The organism is Roseovarius litoreus, from assembly GCF_900142765.1.
Lineage (GTDB): Bacteria > Pseudomonadota > Alphaproteobacteria > Rhodobacterales > Rhodobacteraceae > Roseovarius > Roseovarius litoreus.
Genome location: NZ_FRCB01000003.1, coordinates 239,401 through 258,314, shown reverse-complemented (window position 1 = coordinate 258,314; position 18,914 = coordinate 239,401). Strand labels below are relative to the sequence as shown.

The window sequence follows — 18,914 nt, the reverse complement described above, 5'->3', positions numbered from 1 at the left end:
ACATCGGTAATCGGTTCAGCTTTCCTTGAAGGCGTGTTGCATGCTGTCCGTCAAGGGGCGCATCAGGTAGCTTGCGAATGTTCTCACACCGGTCTTGATATAGAGTTCCACGGGCATGCCGGGCGTCAGGATCCGGGCCAGCGCAGGATCTATGCTGCTTCGGTCAAGGCTGACGCGGGCGATGTAGCTGTCCTGGCGGTCAGCGAAGTCTTCGCCTTTCAGGGTATCCGCGGACACATAGATCACCTGGCCCGTAATCATCGGCGTCACGCGCTGATTGAGCGCGGTCAGCCGGACCAGGGCGTTCTGACCCTTGTGGACGCTGTCGATATCCTGCGGCCGCACACGGGCTTCGATGATCAACTCGTTGCCGATGGGGACCAGCTCCATGATCTTGGCTCCGGGCCGAATGACGCCTCCCGGGGAGTTGACCTCGAGCTTGACGACCACGCCCGCAGAGGGCGCGCGGATGTCGAGCCGCTCTATGGCGCGTTCCGCACGGGCGATCAGTTCTTCGATGTCACGCAATTCCGCGAGTGTCTTGTCCAGCTCGGTGATCGCCCGCTCGATGGTGGCCTGATGTGCATTGGTCACCATCTGCTCGCCACGCAGGATGCGTTCCATCCCATCCAGGATGGCCGCGCGCAGCCGCGCGGTTTCCCCCTGAAGCTGGGCTTCTGCGCGTTTGACGGACAGGAAATCCTGCCGCTTGGTCAATCCCTTCCGGACCAAGGTTTCCCTTGCCTCGCGGTCTTCGACGATAAGCATCAACTGGTTTTCGGCCGCGCTCAACTGCTGACGTTGCCCCGCGACATGCTCGCGATAGGCCGCAACACCTTGTTGCAATATCTGACGTTCGCTTTTTTGTGCATTCCCGCGTGCCACGAACAAGGCGGCCTGCACCTCGAGCGCATCGGCATGAGCCGCGTTGACGGCGGCAGCGCTTTTGAGCTCTTCGGGCCATTCGATGTCGTCCAGCTGTGCGATTTCCGACTGCAGACGCACCTGTGCCACGTGCAACCGGAAACGGCGCAGTTCGAGTCTTTGCAATTCGGCCCGCGCCTCTGCGTCGTCGAGGCGCAGCAGCAATTGACCTTGCTGCACGGTGTCGCCTTCCTCGACCAGGAGCTGATCGATCACGCCACCGTCAAGGTGCTGCACCATCTGGTTGCGCCCTGTCACCGTGAAGTTCCCAGGCGCCACGGTGGCGCTGTCGAGCCTGGCGGTTGTCGACCAGACAAGAAACGCCCCGAGCGTCGCCATCGTGACGATAAGCCCGATTTTGACGTATCGTTGCGTGTTTACGGGAATGTCCCCGTTCCAGATATCTTCAGTCATTGCCATCTTGTTCCTTGCCGCCTTTAACCACGACGGGGCTACGCGCAGGGGCTACTCCCAGAATGGCCTTTGCGCCGTTTTCCCCGTAGACGGCCGTCACGACCTCGTCGCGCCGGCCGAACATTTTCATCTTGCCGTCTTCCAGAACCAGCACCTTGTCCATCTGCCGCAAAAGCGCCTGCCTTTGCGTTATAGTGACGGTGGTGATTTTCGACTGGCGCGCCTTTTCGATGGCCTCGGCAAGCGCCGCATCGCCCTCGCTATCGAGGTTGGCATTGGGTTCATCCAGCACCACGAAGCAGGGCTTGCCAAAGAACGCGCGGGCCAGCGCGATGCGTTGCTTCTGCCCACCGGACAGCGGCGCCCCATCCGGGCCGAGCATCGTCTCGTAGCCCTGGGGCAATTTCGCGATCACGTCATGCACACCTGCGAATTTGGCGGCGGCATAGATGTCCGCATCGGATGCATCCATGCGAAGACGCGCAATATTGGCTTTCACCGAGACACCGAAAAGCTGCACCTCTTGGGGCAGGTATCCAACCATCTCTCCGAATTGCGCGGGGTCCCAGTGACGCAGTTCGGTGCCGGACAGGCGGGTTTCGCCGGCGGCAGGGGCGATTGCGCCGATCAACAGCCGCGCCAGGGTCGATTTGCCGGCACCGGACGCGCCTATGACGCCCAATGCCTCGCCCGGCTCAAGCGCGAAGCTGATGCCATTCAACAGGACTGTCTTGTTGGGAGGAGGCGCGTAGAGGATGCGATTGACCGTTAACCGGCCTTCTGGCTGGGGCAGCCGCAGCCGGGAAATGTTGAGTGGTGACGCGCGCAACAACCTTACGATTCTTCCATACGCCGAGGTCGCCTGCAGATAGGTCCGCCATCCCTCTATGGCACCGTCCAAAGGAGCGAGGGCGCGACCCGCGATCATCGAAGCGGCGATCATCATGCCACCGGTGATTTCACCTTCGAGCGCCAAGAGCCCGCCCCACCCCAGAAGTGCGATCTGAACCGCCATACGCAGGAATTTCGACATCCCGGTGATCATGATGTTGCTGTCCTGACCTCGGACCAACCGTGACAAAGCGGTAGCGGTCTCGCGCCCCCAAAGCTGCGTCGCTTCGGGGGTCATACCCATCGCACCTACCGCTTGTGCATTGCGCCCGATGGAATCGAGGTGCAAGGCCGCCCGGCTGCCGGCCTTGTGGGCTTCGGCGAAATGCAGACGGGTCGCACGCTGGTTCAACATGGCCAGGAAGACCGTGATGATTGCAAAGCCGGTTATGATCCAGCCAAGATCCGGGTGGATCAGGAAAACTGCCAGAAAAAACACAGGTGTAATCGGCGCATCCAGCAGGGTCAGCAAGATCGGAGAGGTCAGGAAGTTGCGCAGCTGCGCCAGATCGCCGATCGCCTGGAACTCTTGTGGCGCACCAAGGTTCGCCGCTCGGGTCGCCGCCGTCAGTACCGGCGCGGCGAGTGTGGTTTCAAGCTTGGTCGCAACGCGCATGACGAACAACCGTCGCAACACATCAAGGACGGCATGCAATCCGAGGGCACCGATCACCAATACTGTCAGCATGATCAAGGTGTCGATGCTGCGGCTGGTCAGGACACGATCGGAAATCTGGAAGAGATAAATCGGCGTGGCCAGGGCAAGGATGTTCAAGACAAGGGAAAACCCGATCAAGGCCATCAATCCGTATCGGATATTGGTGGTCGCCTCGACCATGGCTGCGCGCAGATTGGGGGCGGCCATGGCGCTGCGACGCAGGGCCGGGTCAGCGGACTGGACCTTCGTGTTGCAGGGGGTCGGACGCTCCAAAGCCTCGTCTTCAACGGAGTCTGGCAGAGTCCCTTCAATTTGATCGCTGTTGTCGCTCATGTTCATGTTCCGAATACAGGCGCGTCGAACACGATCGCATCCATGACCGTTGCGGATGGCAGGTCCATCGCCGTCCCGAGGGAATGTCCACGCCCGAACCCGTCATTGTCTGCGAACGGCCCCGCATCACCAAGCAGGTTGGCGTCCAGAAGGAGCGTATCTTCATAAAGGTTCCCCGCGACAAAGCTGCTGCGTGCGCCGGCGGTGGCATCAATCAGCACCGCTCGGTTGGAAAGGCTGTTCTCTGCCGAAGGGGCTGGCTCGAACGGCATGGCCTGCGGATCGCTCGACGCGGTCTCGTTTGGCTTCGCGAAGAAAAGGTCACTGTCCGCAAGAATGTTTGTCTGACGAACGGATTTGACATCATAGAAATCGCCACGAACCAACACCACTTCCAGCATGCCATCACCATCGGCATCCCAGTTGCTCAGGTCATTCTCCGACGCCGGCTCCTTCGCGATCAGATCCATAAGGCGGATTGCCAACTCTTCCGGCAACGCGGCCATTGTTTCGGCAGATCCCGGAAGGGCGAGCACGGCCTCGTTCACCATGTTGGTGACCGAGGGCGGCGGGGCGGCCTGCTCCGCGCCAGCGTCGCGCGCCAAAACGTTGGTCATGTCACGATCATCGGCAAGATTGATCTGCACGATCTCGCGCTGTGCGATGTAGTTGCCTTCGACGATGAGGACTTCAGCATCGAAATCCGTAGCGATATAACGCACCTCGTTGGCGGCAAGATTATCGCCAGATGCCACGCGGACATGGTCACTGGAAAAGCTCCATGCGATCACGTCGCGATCATCGATCATCTGAGTTTGGGTGATTTGGACAATGTCGTAGAAATCTCCGTCGACAACCGACAGGGACAGGCAAACATCCTTTGCCGGTTCCGGAGATATCAATCGAGGCAGTTGCAGATCGACCTGCCGCAGGAGGTTTTCGCTTTGGCCAAGCTGGTCTGCCGAGGTGCTCAACCCGTTTATCTGCATCAGCTGCGTCGTGATGTGGGCGTCGCCCATGACGGCCATCAGCCCGATCTCCATGCCGCTTTGCGCCATCAGCGCAGTGTTGTTCATGATATTGCCTGAACTCTGAACGCTCGGCTCGGCGCCGGTCTGATCCGATTGCGCAAACGGCCGCGCATCGCCGATCTCGACCCTCTCGCCATCATGCGGGACCGCCATGTTTTGCCGGGCAAGGGACAAGAGATGATCCAGCCCCTCAAGCCCCGGCGACATGTCTTGTTGAGCACCTGGGCCGATGGCATCACGGTCATCCAGCCAGTTTGACTGATCTACGACCACCACACGCTGGTCGTTATGCGCATGATGCACCACACGACCGTTTCTTGCCTCCTGGACGGTCTGATCTGCCCGCGACACCAAGGTGCTCCGGCCACCGGGCAACCAGATCGCACCCGCGTCCGCTCCAACCCCAAAATGCGCCACGGTCGGCGTGGCGTCCAAATTCACCTGCACCCCCTCGAAGCGCGTTGCGGGACGAACAAGGTCCGGGGTGTCAAGGTCGCTCACGCGGATTTCGGTGGGGGGAACGTCCGGCACAGCGCCGCTGTCGATCAGTTCCAGGTCGGAGGCGTGGTCCTTGTCGTCAACTCGCAGCTGAAAAAGTTCGGGAATATGGTTTGGCGCGCCGGGACGTATGGTGAGGCGATAGATATCGTCCTCGACATGCAGCGTCAGCAGTCCGGCGGCACGGCGAACAAATCGTTCGACAGGATCGTAAAACATGCATCTGCACCGGTTGAATGATGGATCCCAAGAGAGGACCTGCGCAACAAAAAGCTGCGCAGGCCAAGGTGTTGACGAGGTATCAGCCGATGATGTCGTCGGCAGACTGAACGAAACTCGAGTCGCCGCCGGTGATCGACATATCCAAAGAGTTCAGCATCACGTTGCCACCCGATGCGATCATCTGCGTGATGCCTTGGGCATCTGCCACGGCGCTTGCATCAGCGGTGTTCTCCACATCGATCGAGACGTTACCGATAATATCCGCCAGCATCGTTCCCGCGCCACCATCGGTAGCGTCGTCGGCAAAGGCCTCGCCAGCGGTCGCTTCGACCGTCTGCTCGAAGCTGCCGGCGAGATTGAGCGAGATGTCATTAATGCTGTCGCTGTCAACCAAGCTGTTGGCCTGATCGAGATCGAAGGCCATGTCGTTGCCAGCCCCCGTGAGGGTGCCGTAATCGACCGTCAGGTCATCAAGCAGGATGTCGGAGTTTTCTTCCGCCTCGACAAGGTCGGCTGCAGCGACTTCGGTCACGTCGACCTTGGACTCGTTCTCGATTTCGATCTTGTTGGTCTCGGTGATATGCGTGTTGTTCGACCCGATGACATTGTCGGACAAGATGTCGTTGTTCGATCCGATCAGGTTGTCGGATCCGAAATCCTTGTCCACAGCGATATCGTTGCCGCTGGCGCTTGTGTTGTCGGACATGACCTCGTTCCCTGACAGGATGTCATTGCCCGAGGCGATCGTGTTGTCGGCACCGACGACGTTGTCCGACGCAAGGGTGTTGCCCGAAGAAACGGTATTGTTGCTGTCGTCAACATTGCCCGACAGAACCTCATTTCCTTCGCCCTTGCCGGAAACCGACATCGTTTCGGACAAATCGACAGACTCGTTCTGCCCGACCGCAGCGACAGTTGCCTCGTTCAACGCGGTATTCGATCCGCTGCGCAACTCCTGCAAAGCACCCTCGGCCACGGCAGCAGCGGCGGCCGATGCGCCGATGGCAACTGACAGATCGACATCGCCAGTCACACCGGTCAGCGACTGGCCATCATCCATGCCGTCGCCGACACTGGCCTTTTCGGCCTGCGCCGTGACAGTCTGTTCGAAGACCTGGCCACCTGCCGACTGAGCATCTTGGTTGTCGGACCGGCTGCCGCGGTCGTCGTCATCGTCCCGGTCGCGCCGATCGTCAGCGTCTGCCTGCTGGGACGCTGCGCCAAGGTTCAGCGTTATATCCTCGATCTGGTCCGTGTCGTCGAGCTCGTTGGTGTTTTCGGCCACGCTACGCGAGTCGTTTCCGTCACCCATCAGGCTGTTCATCGAGATCGCGAAATCATCCGCTGTAACGGTGGACCCGTCCTCGGCCTCGATCACCTCGCGCGCCGCAGTCGAGTGCATTTCGATTTCGGATCCGTCTGCGATGTCCTGAATGTTTTCGAGCTGGCTCGCCGCATTGCCTGACATGATTTCGTTGCCGGACCCGACTCGATTTCCGGACAGGATCTCGTTGGCTGTCAGCATGTCGGTCGTATAGCTAATGGTATTGCCCGAGCCGCTGGTATTGCCCGAGCCCAGGGCGTTCTGGGACGCGGCGCTGTTGCCGGAGGCGATGGTGTTGCCGACATTCGCGGCATTGCCCGTGAAGGCAGTGTTGTCTGACCCGTTCACGTTTCCGGACCCTTCGGTGTTGAAAGACGAAAGATCATTGTTGCTGCCGAAAGTGTTCTGAAGATCGGCATCGTTGATCGAGAACAGATCATTGCCCGATGCCAGGTTTTCATTGGCATTCTGCGCAAGGCTGGACATGGCCGAGCTCTGATCGGGCTGTTGAGCGTTCTGGCCTCGGGGACCGTCGTAATTGTCGGATTGCTTGTCTCTACCCATGGGAGTCTCCTGAATTGTCATCAAAGTTGCAGGGCATCGCCCTCGGAATGCGCGAACACGGGCAGTGGTCGAGGGCCGCGCCAGTTCTTGCTGATAGGGGGTTTGGAAGGGGTTCGGTTTGCACAGGCGTGCCATCCGCTGTCTGGACCAAAGTCCCATGCCGATTGCCCTTTCGGGACTCGATATCGCACAAGCCACCTGACCTGCTCCGCTGACTTGTTCGATCATTGCGGCTGGCCTGATCTTCGCCTTGGGAGACAGCGATGCAGAGAAGCCCTTTCAGAGAAAAGAGAATGATCGGCATGCCGAAGGCGCATCGGGCAGGCGCGACGCCGGCTGATCTGTGTCACAGGCACGGGTCAGGGCAATGTCCGACGAATCCGGGTTAAGGCTGCATTGGTGCCGCCCTACCCTGCCCTTATTCAGAAACGCGACCCGTTCAAATCCTTCGCCCCGCGAGAGCGTTCGCCACACAGGGATGCCATATCCAGCATGCGCATCACCTTGCGCCCCATGTGTCCGAAAGCCGATAGCCCTCGGGCCAGGGATCGGACGGGTCCAGCATGTGCTGATGCATCCCGGTGATCCACCCCCGCCCCGAGATTTCCGGCAGGATCGCCGGGCGATTGCCCACCCGGGTCTCACCCAGAATCGTGCCGGAGAAGGTCGAGCCGATCACGGAACGCGCAGTCAGGCGATCACCGATCTGCATATGGCCGCGGGCGTGCAACACGGCCATGCGGGCCGATAGCGCGGTCCCTGTCGGAGACCGGTCTACCTTGCCCGGCTGAATGGCGACCGCCGCCAAGGTTTCCAACCCCTGTGCGCCCTGTTCCAGAGGACCGGCAAAAAGACAAAACGAGATATGCCGCCAATCGGGATTTTCGGGATGGGTAAAGCCAAGCTGTTCATTCGCGGCATTGGTGATCCGCACGCCGAGCGTCGCGATGTCATGCGCCTCGCTTTGGGTCAGTGCAAAGCCAAGCGCTGTGGCGTCGACCATGACGAAACTATCGCCGCCATAGGCGGTATCGACCGCCAGCGTGCCAATCCCCTCGACCTCCAGCGTCAGGTCGAGGGCCGCGGCAAACGAAGGCAGGTTCTGCACGTGAATGCGCTCGGCCTTGCCATCGCGGCAATCGGCCCGCACACGGACAAGCCCGCCGGGCGCCTCGAGCACGAGATGCGTCCGGGGCTCTTGCATGGGGATGATGCCCCCGTCGAGCAGAACGGTGGCCACGCAGATCGAATTCGAGCCGGACATCGGCGGCGTGTCCTCGGGCTCCATGATGATGAAGGCGGCATCCGCCTCGGGGTGTTTCGGCGGCACCAGAAGGTTGACGTGGCGAAAGACACCGCCCCGTGGTTCGTTCAGCATGAAGTTGCGCAAGCTTGCGTCCTGCGCGATCCACCGGCTTTGGTCCCAGAGCGTTTCGCCGGGCGGCGGCAGCACACCGCCGACGATCACGTCGCCCACTTCGCCTTCGGCATGGGCCGAGATGACATGAACCGTGCGGGATGCGCGCATGTCAGATGTCCTTCATCAACCTCAAAGCATCGTAGATCGCGGCATGGGTGTTGCGCGCGCTGACGGCGTCACCGATGCGATAGAGGGCAAAAGCGCCCTCTGGATTGCGCGTCACATTCTGCGGCTGGCCATCGATCAGGGCGTCATAATCCACGGCACCTCCGTTCGATGACAGCGGTTTGAGCTTGAAATAGAGATCATCCATGGGCAGGGTGCCATAGTTCACAACCACCTGATCATAGGCCTTTTCCGTCTTCAGGTCGCTGTAATCCGTCCCGATCACCGCCTTGAGCCGATTGCCGTCCCGCACCACGTCCTTGAGGCGGCGGGTGACGGTGAAGATCACATCCTTGTCCTGCAGCGCACGCATGTAAGGAACGAGGTTCATCCCCATGATATCGGGCGCAAAAGTGCGGTCGGGGGTCATGATCTCGACGGTGCTGCCCGCGTTCGCGGCAATTTCGGCGGCCATGACGCCGGGGTGATCGCCGCTTTCGTCGTAGATCAATACGTTCTGGCCGGGTTTGACGTCGCCTGCGATGATGTCCCAGGCCGTAACGACGAGGTCCTGCTCCTTGCGGCTTTCAAACAGCTGGGTATTCGGCAAGCCACCGGTGGCGACGATGACCACATCCGGATTGAGGCCCGTCACATCCGCGGCCTCGGCCCAGGCGTTGAAACGGAATTCGACATCGCGCGCCGCGCATTGCGCCATGCGCCAGTCGATGATCGAGATCATCTCGCGGCGGCGAGGGTTCTGCGCGGTCAGGCGTATCTGTCCACCCGGATCCGGCTGGGCCTCGAATACCGTCACATCGTGGCCCCGTTCTGCGGCGACGCGAGCTGCCTCGAGCCCGGCCGGCCCGGCACCGACGATCACCACCTTTTTGCGGGTCGCCGCCGGTTCTATCGTGTGCGGCATGCTCAGTTCGCGGCCCGTCGCGGCGTTGTGGATACACAGCGCCTCACCCGCCTGATAAATGCGGTCAAGGCAGTAGGTCGCGCCAACACAGGGGCGGATATCATCCTCACGCCCCTCCATGATCTTCCTGACGATATGCGGGTCGGCCATATGCGCGCGGGTCATGCCCACCATGTCCAGAAGCCCCGCCGCCACGGCATGCCGGGCGGTCGCCACGTCGGGGATCTTGGCTGCGTGGAAGGTCGGCATGCCGGTGGCCTTCCTGACCTCGCCCGCGAAATCCAGATGCGGGGCGCTTTTCATGCCCTGGATCGGGATCACGTCGGTCATGGCCGGATCGGTATGGATGCGCCCACGCACGACATTCAGGAAATCGACCATGCCGGTGGCCGCCAGCCGCTTCGATATCTCGAGGCCTTCTTCGGCGGTGATCCCGCCTGCCTCGGCCTCGTCTGCGGTATAGCGCAGCCCTACGATGAAGTCGTCGCCCACGCGTTTGCGAATGCCGTGAAGCACATCCATCAGCAGTTGCATCCGGCTGTCCAGCGACGCGCCGCCATAGGGGCCGTCGAGATCATTGGTCAGGGGCGACCAGAATTGATCGAGCAGGTGGCCATAGACCTGCAATTCGATCCCGTCCATGCCCCCTGCCTGCATGCGCTCGGTGGCATCGGCGAAATCGGTGATGATGCGTTCGATATCCCAATCCTCGGCCAGCTTGGGAAAGGCGCGATGCGCAGGTTCACGGTGTCTGGACGACGACACCGACGGCAGCCAGTCGCCCTTGTTCCAGGTCGTCCGGCGACCAAGATGCGTCAGCTGGATCATCACCGCGCAGCCGTGATCGTGGCAGGCATCGGTCAGCTTTTTGATCCACGGCACCACCTCGTCCTTGTAGGCGAGGATATTGTTGAACACGGGCGGGCTGTCCTTCGACACCGCAGCGGACCCGGCCGTCATCGCCAATGCGACACCAGCCTTGGCACGCTCCGCGTGATAGGCGGCATAGCGGTCCTTGGGCATCCCGTCCTCGGGATAGGCCGGTTCGTGGCTGGAGGTCATGATGCGGTTGCGCAGCGTCAGGTGCTTGAGCTGGTAGGGCTGCAACAGGGGGTCGTTGGACATGGCGTGGCTCCGGTTGGCTGCAGGGACGATTCCAGAAATGTTCATTACTGTCAATTTATTGTTCATCAACGACGATTTTCTTGCCGTATGAGACAGGAGCCTGTAAGCTCGCGACATGGAGACGAAGACGGAAAAAACCGAAAAGACAGGGGGTTGGCGCGGCTCACGAGAGGTCTGGCTTGACGCCGCGCGCGAGGCGTTCGTGTCCTCGGGGCTCGATGCGGTAAAGATCCAGCCGCTGGCCACAGGCCTCAATCTATCGCGTACCAGTTTCTATTGGTTCTTTCCGGATCGCGCGGCACTTCTGGATGCGCTGCTGGAGGATTGGGAGGATACCAATACCGGAAGCCTCGAGCGCGCGACGCAGGCCTATGCGGAAACGATCGCCGAGGCTGTGCTCAACCTGATCAGCGTGTTTCTGGACGGAGGCCCGTTCGAGACGCGGCTGGACCTTGCCGTGCGCGGTTGGGCCCATCAGTCCGAAGAGGTCGCCGCGCGCGTCCGCGCGGCCGATGCCACCCGCCTGAATGCCATTCGCGGCATGTTCACCCGGTTCGGATACGCCGAGGGGGAAGCCGATGTTCGGGCACGCACCGTATACCTGACGCAGATCGGCTATATCTCGATGCAGGTGCGCGAAGCCATGGACGACCGCCTGGCGCGCGTTCCGGACTACGTCATGACATTCACGGGGCAAGCGCCGACCGAACGCGAGATCGCCCGCTTCCGAGCCCGCCACGAGGCCAGATGAGCCAGATCCGCCTCGTCTTCGCCGGGGTCCGGAGCGGGCACCTTAGAGGCGCCAAGTATCTCATTTCACGGTATTTTAGCCCGTTGCGCAGGATCGATCCCGCCATGCCCTGACCATGCCGTGACGAGAACTGTGATCCGTGCCGAACAGGTGCTCTCCGGGAGCGTTCGGGCGCGGACTGCTTGTTCCGGTTCTGCCGCACGAGTTGGGAACAGCCGAGCGTCTTGTACATGGCTGGCTGGCGCAGGTGTCGACCCCTCGCTGATCGGGTTCGAGCCCATTGAAAAGATGGTACGCTTCGTACCAAAGAGGTGGCCCTTTCGTACGAACCCGAAAACAAAACGGGCGCAGAGGATTTCTGCGCCCGCGGCTTGTTCGAGAGTGGGCCAGACAGAGGCTGCGGCGTCAGCCCTGCGCGGCAAGGAATGCGGCGATGCCCGCCTCGGCCACTTCGATATCCTGAGCGGGTGTGCCGGAACTGACGCCGATCCCGCCCACGACGTCTCCGTCCACAATCACGGGCAGGCCACCGCCCACCACCATGAGCCGCCCGCTGATCGCCGAGGCGATGCCGTAAGCCGGTGCGCCGGGTTGGCTGGCCGTGCCGTACTCATGCGTGGCCTTCTTGGCCCCCGAGGCGGTGAAGCTTTTGTCGATCGCGATGGTGATCGAGGTGACCTTGCCACCATCCATCCGCTCGAAGGCGACAAGATTGCCGCCCTCATCCGTGATGGCGATGCACATCGGAACCCCGATTTCCGAAGCCTTGGCGCGCGCGCCCGCCAGAAGGATACCCGCATCCGCGAGATCGAGCCGTTTCACTGTGATCATGGATGACCCCTCCTCAGGCGGCCTTGGCCGCGCGGCGCGCGGCGTGAAGAAGCGGTTCGGTATAGCCCGAAGGCTGCTCGGCGCCCTTGAAGATCAGGTCATGCGCCGCGCGGAAGGCCACACCATCGAAGTCCGGCGCCATCGGCGTATAGGCCGGATCATGCGCGTTCTGCGCATCGACCTTGGGCGCCATGCGCCGCAGAGACGCCTCGACCTCTTCGGGGGTGCAGATGCCGTGCAGCAGCCAGTTGGCCAGATATTGCGAGGAAATCCGCAAGGTCGCGCGATCTTCCATCAGGGCCACATCGTTGATATCGGGCACTTTCGAGCAGCCGACACCCTGATCAACCCAACGCACCACATAGCCCAGGATCGACTGACAGGAATTGTCCAGCTCGCGCTGGATATCCTCGGTCGACAGGTTGCGCCCGATCATCAGCGGCGGGGTCAGAAGATCCGTGCGCGATGCTTTCTGCCGGGTCTTCAGTTCCTCCTGCAGTGCGGCCACATCGACCTTGTGATAATGGGTCGCGTGCAGGGTCGCGGCGGTGGGTGACGGCACCCATGCGGTATTCGCGCCCGCCTTGGGATGGCCGATCTTGACCCCGAGCATTTCGGCCATGGCATCGGGTTTCGCCCACATGCCCTTGCCGATCTGACCCTTGCCGGACATGCCTGCGGCCAGACCTGCATCGACATTGCCCGCCTCGTAAGCGGCCAGCCAGAGCTCTTTTTGCATCTCGCCCTTGGGGACGACGGGACCGGCCTGCATCGAGGTGTGAATCTCGTCGCCGGTGCGGTCGAGGAAGCCGGTATTGATGAACACGCACCGGTCCTTCACGGCCTTGATGCAGGCCAGAAGGTTGGCCGATGTGCGGCGCTCCTCATCCATTACACCGAGTTTCACGGTATGGCGCGGCAGGCCCAGCAGATCCTCGACACGGGCATAGAGCGTATCGGTGAAGGCCACCTCTTCGGGGCCATGCATCTTGGGCTTGACCACATAGATCGAGCCGGCGCGCGAATTGCGCGGCCCTGTGTTCGCCAGATCGTGCATCGCGGCGGCGACGGTCACGGCGGCGTCGAGCATGCCCTCGGGCGTCTCGGCACCGTCCATCAGAACGGCGTCGGTGGTCATCAGGTGGCCGACATTGCGCACCAGAAGCAGCGCGCGACCCGGATGGGTGACGCTGTTGCCCTGCGGATCAAGATAGGTGACGTCGGGGTTCAGGCGGCGGATCACGGTCTTGCCGCCCTTGTCGAAGCGTTCTTCGAGGTCACCACGCATCAGGCCCAGCCAATTGGCGTACACCACGCATTTGTCCTCGGCGTCCACGGCGGCGACGGAATCCTCGCAATCCTGAATGGCCGTCAGTGCGCTTTCGAGCCGGATGTCGGAAATGCCCGCGGGGTCATCTTTGCCGATGGCCGACGAGCGGTCGATCACCACCTCGATCAGCAGGCCATTGGCGCGAAGGAAGACGTTGCCACCCTCGGTATAGCCTGCGAACTGCGCCGGATCGGCGAGGGTCGTTTTCTCTCCGCCAACGGTGATGCCGAGCGCGCCATCCGCCACGTCCAGCGCCGCGACATTGGCCCAAGAGCCTTGCGCCAGCGGCACGACCTCATCGAGATGCGCACGCGCCCAGCCGATCACCTTGGCGCCACGGCGCGGATCATAGCCCTGTCCTTCGGGCGCGCCTTCGATCGCGTCAGTGCCGTAGAGCGCATCATAGAGCGATCCCCAACGCGCATTCGCGGCATTGAGCGCGAAGCGCGCATTCATCACGGGCACCACCAGTTGCGGCCCTGCGATGCTCGCGATTTCGGGATCGACATTGCGCGTGCTGAGCGCAAAGGGGGCGGGTTCGGCTTCCAGATAGCCGATCTCGGACAGGAAGTCGCGATAGGCCTCACCGTCGAACGGTTGGCCCCGACGGGCCTTGTGCCACTCGTCGATCTGACGCTGGAGCGCCTCGCGCTTGGAGAGCAGATCGGCATTGACGGGCGCCAGATCACGCAGCATCGCGGCATAGCCGGACCAGAACGCATCGCGCGTGATGCCGAGCAGGATGTCATCTTCGATCAGCCGGGCCAGCGGGGCTGCCACGGACAGGCCATTGCGGTCTACGTAATCGGTCATGTCGATCCTCCGGATTAATGTTCGGGAAGGGGCTAGCGCACAGCCCGTAAACTTGTAAGAAACAGAAAAATATTTTCCATTGTATGGAAAGGTATACCAAATGGACTCTCAGAAAAGCCAAGGCGTGCAATCGGTTGTGCGCGCGTTGAACCTGCTTCGCATCCTCAGCCGGCATGACGAGGGCCTGCGCGTGAGCGACGCGGCGCGCGAAGCGGGTTTGGCCGTATCGACGACTCACCGGCTGCTTACGACATTGGAATTGCAGGGATTTGCACAGTTCGAGCCGGAAAACGCCTTGTGGCATGTGGGGCGCGAAGCCTTTGCCGCAGGTGCCGCCTTTGGGAGACGGCACAATTTCGTGGCCCCTGCCCTGCCGTATTTGCGCCGGCTGCGGGATGCGACTCGCGAGACGGCCAATCTTGGATTGCTGGACAATGACGAGCTGGTGACGGTCAGTCAGGTGGAAAGCCGCGAGATCATGCGCGCGATATCACCGCCCGGTGGCCGCGTGCCGGTGTTCTGTTCGGGGATGGGCAAGGCCATCCTTGCCACATGGACGGACGAGGATATCAAGGCCTTTGTCGCGCGCACCGGGTTTCACCCTTTGACCGCCCGGTCGCATCGTAACCTGAAGACCGCGTTGCAGGATATCGCGGATATCAGGCGGCGTGGTTATGCGCTGGATGATGAGGAACATGTCACCGGGCTGCGCTGTCTTGCGGCTGTTGTGTGGTCTCCGCACGGAGAGGCGGCTTGTGCGATATCGGTGTCAGGGCTTGCGGCGCGATTGCAGGACGACAAATTGGACAGGATCGGCCAGATCGTCGCCCGAGCGGCGGCAGAGCTGACGGAAAATCTGGGGGGTGTGCCGCCGGAGAGCCACCAGGCGCATGCGAATGCGGGGTAATCGGGGCGAGATAAGTCTGGGCCACGCGAGGACTTGTGTCAGAGGTGGCCCAAAAGGATCAGCCGGCCGCCCATAGGACGACCGGCCTTAGATTAAATGGCTGCCTGAAACGGTAAGTCTTCAAACGACACACCCTACCGCTAAAACGCGGCCACTCGTAAGCCTATGCGCGGGCCGAACCGGCCTGTTCCACGCGTTATCTCGTTGAGACCAGATCCTTGTCGAAGGCGTCTGCCGACGTGCTGTCGCCAAAGATCACTGGCCTCATGTGTATCAGTATGCGCATGAATGTAACTGTTTTGTCAATATCTTGCTCTTTTTTCGCCATATTTACCGTGACTTAACCGCATCACTGTTGCCGATATGGAAACAGACCGGGGAAGTCGCCACTTTTATGGGCGAAGCGCACATAATCCGGGGTGCCGGACGCCACATTCGCGCCTTATTCTCGATTCGCAAGACCAGGCGGGAGAAGAGGCCGTGAGACGGGTTGCTGGTGGCAAGGCGCCCTGAAAGACGCGGCCGCGAATGGACGATGTGCCGGGTCAGACTATGTCTTAGCGGGCTGGTTGTGCAGTCAAGGGAAAGGCGCGTGAATTGATCCGGTTTGTCGTCTTCATCGTGGCAATCTGTCTTTGGCAGGCCCCTGCCTCAACGGTTTTTGCCGATGAATTTGCCAGTGAAACGGTCACACAAGAGATCCATGTTACCATGACGGGCGACGATGGCGATGTCAGGATCACGACGCGGATCATGGCGCCGCAGGGACCGATCCTCCTGCCTCGGGAAGACTGGCTGCGGGTGACAGACATGGAGCTGGGCGGCGAAACCACGCCGCAGCCCGATACCGGGGAGATATCAGCCGACCGCCATGGGGGTAAGCCGGTTTACGTCACGCTCGAGGGTCGGCTTCCGCCGCTTGAGCGGGCGCCGCGCGCCGTCGCGTTCAGCCCGGAGGGCAGCTATCTTATCGGGTCGGACTGGCTGCCGACGGATGAGCGCGCGCTGCATGTTTTCGCAATCACGATCGACACGCCCGCGGCGCAGACCGCTGTCGCCACCGGATCGAGGATCGCCGCCCGGACAGAAGAGGGCCGATATCGGACCTCGTTCAGCTTCGAGGGCCGCGCGAGCGGCATCGGGATTTTCACAGGCCGCTACGACATTCACGAAACGCAAAGCGGTGGTCGCGATCTGCGCACCTATTTCGGCGCGACCGATGCGAGCCTGTCCGAGGCCTATCTGACCGCAAGCGCAGGCTATATCGAGCAGTTCGAAAGCCGGATCGGGCCGTATCCCTACGCGTCGTTTTCGGTCGTCTCAGCGCCCATCCCGGTCGGGCTTGGCTTTGCCGGGCTGACCTATGTCAGCCAGTCGATCCTGGCGCATCCCTATATGCGCGGCCGGTCGCTGGCGCATGAGGTGCTGCACAGCTGGTGGGGCAATGCGGTGGCGGTGGATTATGCCAGCGGCAACTGGGCCGAGGGGTTGACCACCTTTCAGGCCGATCATGCGTTGGCCGAAGCCGAAGGCGGGGATGCGGCGCGCAAGATGCGGCTGGACTGGTTGCGTGCGCTGGCCGATCTGCCGTCCGATGACAACCGCCCGCTGACGGCGTTCCGATCCTCCTCGCATGACGGGCAGCAGGCGGTGGGCTATGGCAAGGCGGCGCTGGTCTTTCACATGCTGCGCGACGAGATCGGCGCGGCCGCATTCGACAACGCGATCCAAGGGTTCTACGCCGCGCAGATGCATCAGGTTGCCGGATGGGATGATCTGAGAGTGGCGTTCGAAGAGGCCGCAGGGCGTGACCTTGGGTGGTTTTTCGATCAGTGGCTCACGCGGTCGGGCCTGCCGGAAATTTCGTTGTCCGGGGCGGCGGTTCAGGACGATGGCACGCTGCGCCTGACGCTGGAACAAACCGCACCGCATTACCGGCTGCGTGTGCCGGTGCGGGTCGACACGAAAACGGGCGCACAACTGGAGACGGTCGATCTGCGCTCGGGCAGTGCCAGTCTGGACATTCCGCTATCGGGAGAGGCGACCAAAGTCACCGTTGATCCAAATTTCGACCTTGCGCGGCTGCTTTTGGCGGCTGAAACGGCGCCGATCCTTGCGGATGCGATGTTCGATCCCGCTCTGCAACGGCTTGAGATGGCGGTGGCGCAAGGCTTTGACGAGCCGGCCACGCGGCTGGCCGGGCGCATTCCGGGACTGGCGAAGGACAAGGCCGGTGTCGCGCCCGAGGACATGACATCAGACCCGGTCGCCGTGATCGGAGATACTGCCAGCGTCGCGGCCATGCGTGACCGGCTGATCGCGGCACCCAGCCCGCCCGAAAGCCGCGCAGGAACGGCGCGAGGATGGGCAGAACGCACGCCATCAGGGCAGGTTTTCCTGTTCATATCCGGCGATTCCCCGGAAGATATGGGCGCAAACCTTGAAAAACTCGCCTTTTTCGGGCAACGCAGCTTTGTCGCTTTCGAGGATGGGCAGCAGGTATCGGCGGGCAACTGGCCGGTTCTGAACAGTCCGATGGTACGCGACTTAAAGTAGATTCACATCCCGCATGAACGCACATTGCGTGTTCAATCGGGACAATTGTTATCCGTGAGGCGGGTCTGTCTAAGGCCTGCAAGAGACGACATGCATTGCACCTGCGCCGTGACGACGGTTCGCAATCCGAAAGGGCCAAAGATGACAGTTCCAGCACGTATTCCTTTTGCTTTGGCGGCCTGCCTGTTCATGGCGCTTCCGTCCATGATGCTGGCACAGCAAGGCGGGCAGCCCACCGCTGTCACCGTCGTCACGCTGGAGCCTCAGACCGTCACGCTGACATCGACGCTCCCGGGCCGCGTCGCGGCATCGGCGCAAGCCGAGGTGCGCCCGCAGGTCAACGGGATCATCACCGAGCGGCTGTTTCAGGAAGGCGCGCATGTCGATGCTAATGACCCGCTCTACCGGATCGACAGCGCGACCTATGAAGCCGCGGTGCAGCAGGCGCGCGCTGGCGTCTCGCAGGCACAGGCGCAGCTTGGTGCGGCGGAACGCGAGGCGGAGCGGCTGAAGGAATTGCAGGCCCGCAACGTGGCCAGCGAACAGGCTTTGGATGATGCGCAATCGGCCCGCGACTCGGCGCTGGCAGCGCTGGAACTGGCACGCGCGCAGCTGAACGCTGCCGAGATCGAGCTGTCGCGGACAACCATCCGGGCCCGCCTTTCGGGCCGGATCGGCCTGTCGCAGACCAGCCAGGGGGAATTGGTGACAGCCAGTCAGGCGCAACCACTGGCGGTGATCCGCAATATCGACCCCGTTTACGTGGACGTGACGCAATCCGCCGCAGACCTGCTGCGGTGGCGACGCGGCGAAACCGAGGACGCGCTGGCAGATGCGGATGGCACCGTCCGGCTGACGCTGGCGGATGGCTCGGAATACGAGCATACGGGCCGCCTTCAGGCCGCCGAGCCGAAAGTGGACCCACAGACGGGGGTGGTGACGCTGCGCATGCAGTTCTCGAACCCGGAGACGTTGCTGTTGCCGGGCATGTATGTGCAGGTCCTGCTGCCGGTCGAGGTGGTCAACGGAGTCTTTCTGGTGCCGCAAGAGGGCGTCGTGCGCGACCGCCGGGGGCGGCCGACCGCCTGGGTGGTGAACGCGGACGGGGCCGTCGAAGAACGCGCGCTGTCCATTTTGCAGGATCGTCAAAGCGATTGGGTGGTCGATGACGGCCTGATGCCCGGCGACCGCGTGATGGTGGCAGGGTTTCAGAAAACGGCGCCCGGCGCCACGGTCTCGGCGCAGGAACGCGGCGGTGACGCGAACGCAGCCCCGGCTGACTGACCGGCGCA

Annotated in this window: 12 protein-coding genes; 4 read left to right on the top strand and 8 right to left on the bottom strand. The window is 61.9% G+C overall.

What is annotated here, in order from left to right:
• Window positions 1–15 precede the first annotated feature (15 nt).
• The 6 genes from F3H35_RS07630 to F3H35_RS07605 form a co-directional block, all read right to left on the bottom strand.
• Window positions 16–1,338: an HlyD family type I secretion periplasmic adaptor subunit gene (locus F3H35_RS07630; protein WP_188129914.1), complete on the bottom strand. Its 1,323-nt coding sequence runs from the start codon at window positions 1,336–1,338 to the stop codon at window positions 16–18.
• Window positions 1,331–3,220 (bottom strand): type I secretion system permease/ATPase, encoded by a 1,890-nt coding sequence (locus F3H35_RS07625; protein ID WP_188129913.1) that lies wholly within the window; start codon window positions 3,218–3,220, stop codon window positions 1,331–1,333. The genes F3H35_RS07630 and F3H35_RS07625 overlap by 8 nt, the downstream gene beginning before the upstream one ends.
• A gap of 2 nt (window positions 3,221–3,222) precedes the next feature.
• Window positions 3,223–4,968, bottom strand: a complete 1,746-nt coding sequence (locus F3H35_RS07620) for a hypothetical protein (RefSeq protein WP_149779019.1) — start codon at window positions 4,966–4,968, stop codon at window positions 3,223–3,225.
• Between the two features lie 82 nt (window positions 4,969–5,050).
• Window positions 5,051–6,859: a hypothetical protein gene (locus F3H35_RS07615; RefSeq protein WP_149779018.1), complete on the bottom strand. Its 1,809-nt coding sequence runs from the start codon at window positions 6,857–6,859 to the stop codon at window positions 5,051–5,053.
• A 499-nt stretch (window positions 6,860–7,358) separates the two neighbouring features.
• Window positions 7,359–8,387 (bottom strand): trans-3-hydroxy-L-proline dehydratase, encoded by a 1,029-nt coding sequence (locus tag F3H35_RS07610; protein ID WP_149779017.1) that lies wholly within the window; start codon window positions 8,385–8,387, stop codon window positions 7,359–7,361.
• A 1-nt stretch (window position 8,388) separates the two neighbouring features.
• Window positions 8,389–10,434 (bottom strand): NADH:flavin oxidoreductase, encoded by a 2,046-nt coding sequence (locus tag F3H35_RS07605; protein WP_149779016.1) that lies wholly within the window; start codon window positions 10,432–10,434, stop codon window positions 8,389–8,391.
• Window positions 10,435–10,549: 115 nt separating this feature from the next.
• Here F3H35_RS07605 and F3H35_RS07600 point away from each other — a divergent pair, with 115 nt between their 5' ends.
• The gene (locus tag F3H35_RS07600) at window positions 10,550–11,185 is read left to right on the top strand and encodes a TetR/AcrR family transcriptional regulator (RefSeq protein ID WP_149779015.1); all 636 of its coding nucleotides are present in this window, start codon (window positions 10,550–10,552) and stop codon (window positions 11,183–11,185) included.
• A 405-nt stretch (window positions 11,186–11,590) separates the two neighbouring features.
• On the opposite strand, the gene F3H35_RS07595 is transcribed toward F3H35_RS07600, so the two are convergent.
• Window positions 11,591–12,016, bottom strand: a complete 426-nt coding sequence (locus F3H35_RS07595; RefSeq protein WP_149779014.1) for a GlcG/HbpS family heme-binding protein — start codon at window positions 12,014–12,016, stop codon at window positions 11,591–11,593.
• Window positions 12,017–12,029: 13 nt separating this feature from the next.
• A complete protein-coding gene (locus F3H35_RS07590) occupies window positions 12,030–14,159 on the bottom strand; it encodes a malate synthase G (RefSeq protein ID WP_149779013.1) in 2,130 nt (709 codons plus the stop codon).
• A 100-nt stretch (window positions 14,160–14,259) separates the two neighbouring features.
• Between F3H35_RS07590 and F3H35_RS07585 the strand changes: the two genes are divergently transcribed.
• The 3 genes from F3H35_RS07585 (at window position 14,260) to F3H35_RS07575 (ending at window position 18,906) form a co-directional block, all read left to right on the top strand.
• The gene (locus F3H35_RS07585; protein ID WP_149779012.1) at window positions 14,260–15,066 is read left to right on the top strand and encodes an IclR family transcriptional regulator; all 807 of its coding nucleotides are present in this window, start codon (window positions 14,260–14,262) and stop codon (window positions 15,064–15,066) included.
• Between the two features lie 711 nt (window positions 15,067–15,777).
• A complete protein-coding gene (locus F3H35_RS07580) occupies window positions 15,778–17,622 on the top strand; it encodes a M1 family metallopeptidase (RefSeq protein WP_149779011.1) in 1,845 nt (614 codons plus the stop codon).
• 141 nt (window positions 17,623–17,763) lie between these two features.
• The gene (locus tag F3H35_RS07575; RefSeq protein ID WP_394852310.1) at window positions 17,764–18,906 is read left to right on the top strand and encodes an efflux RND transporter periplasmic adaptor subunit; all 1,143 of its coding nucleotides are present in this window, start codon (window positions 17,764–17,766) and stop codon (window positions 18,904–18,906) included.
• Window positions 18,907–18,914 lie beyond the last annotated feature (8 nt).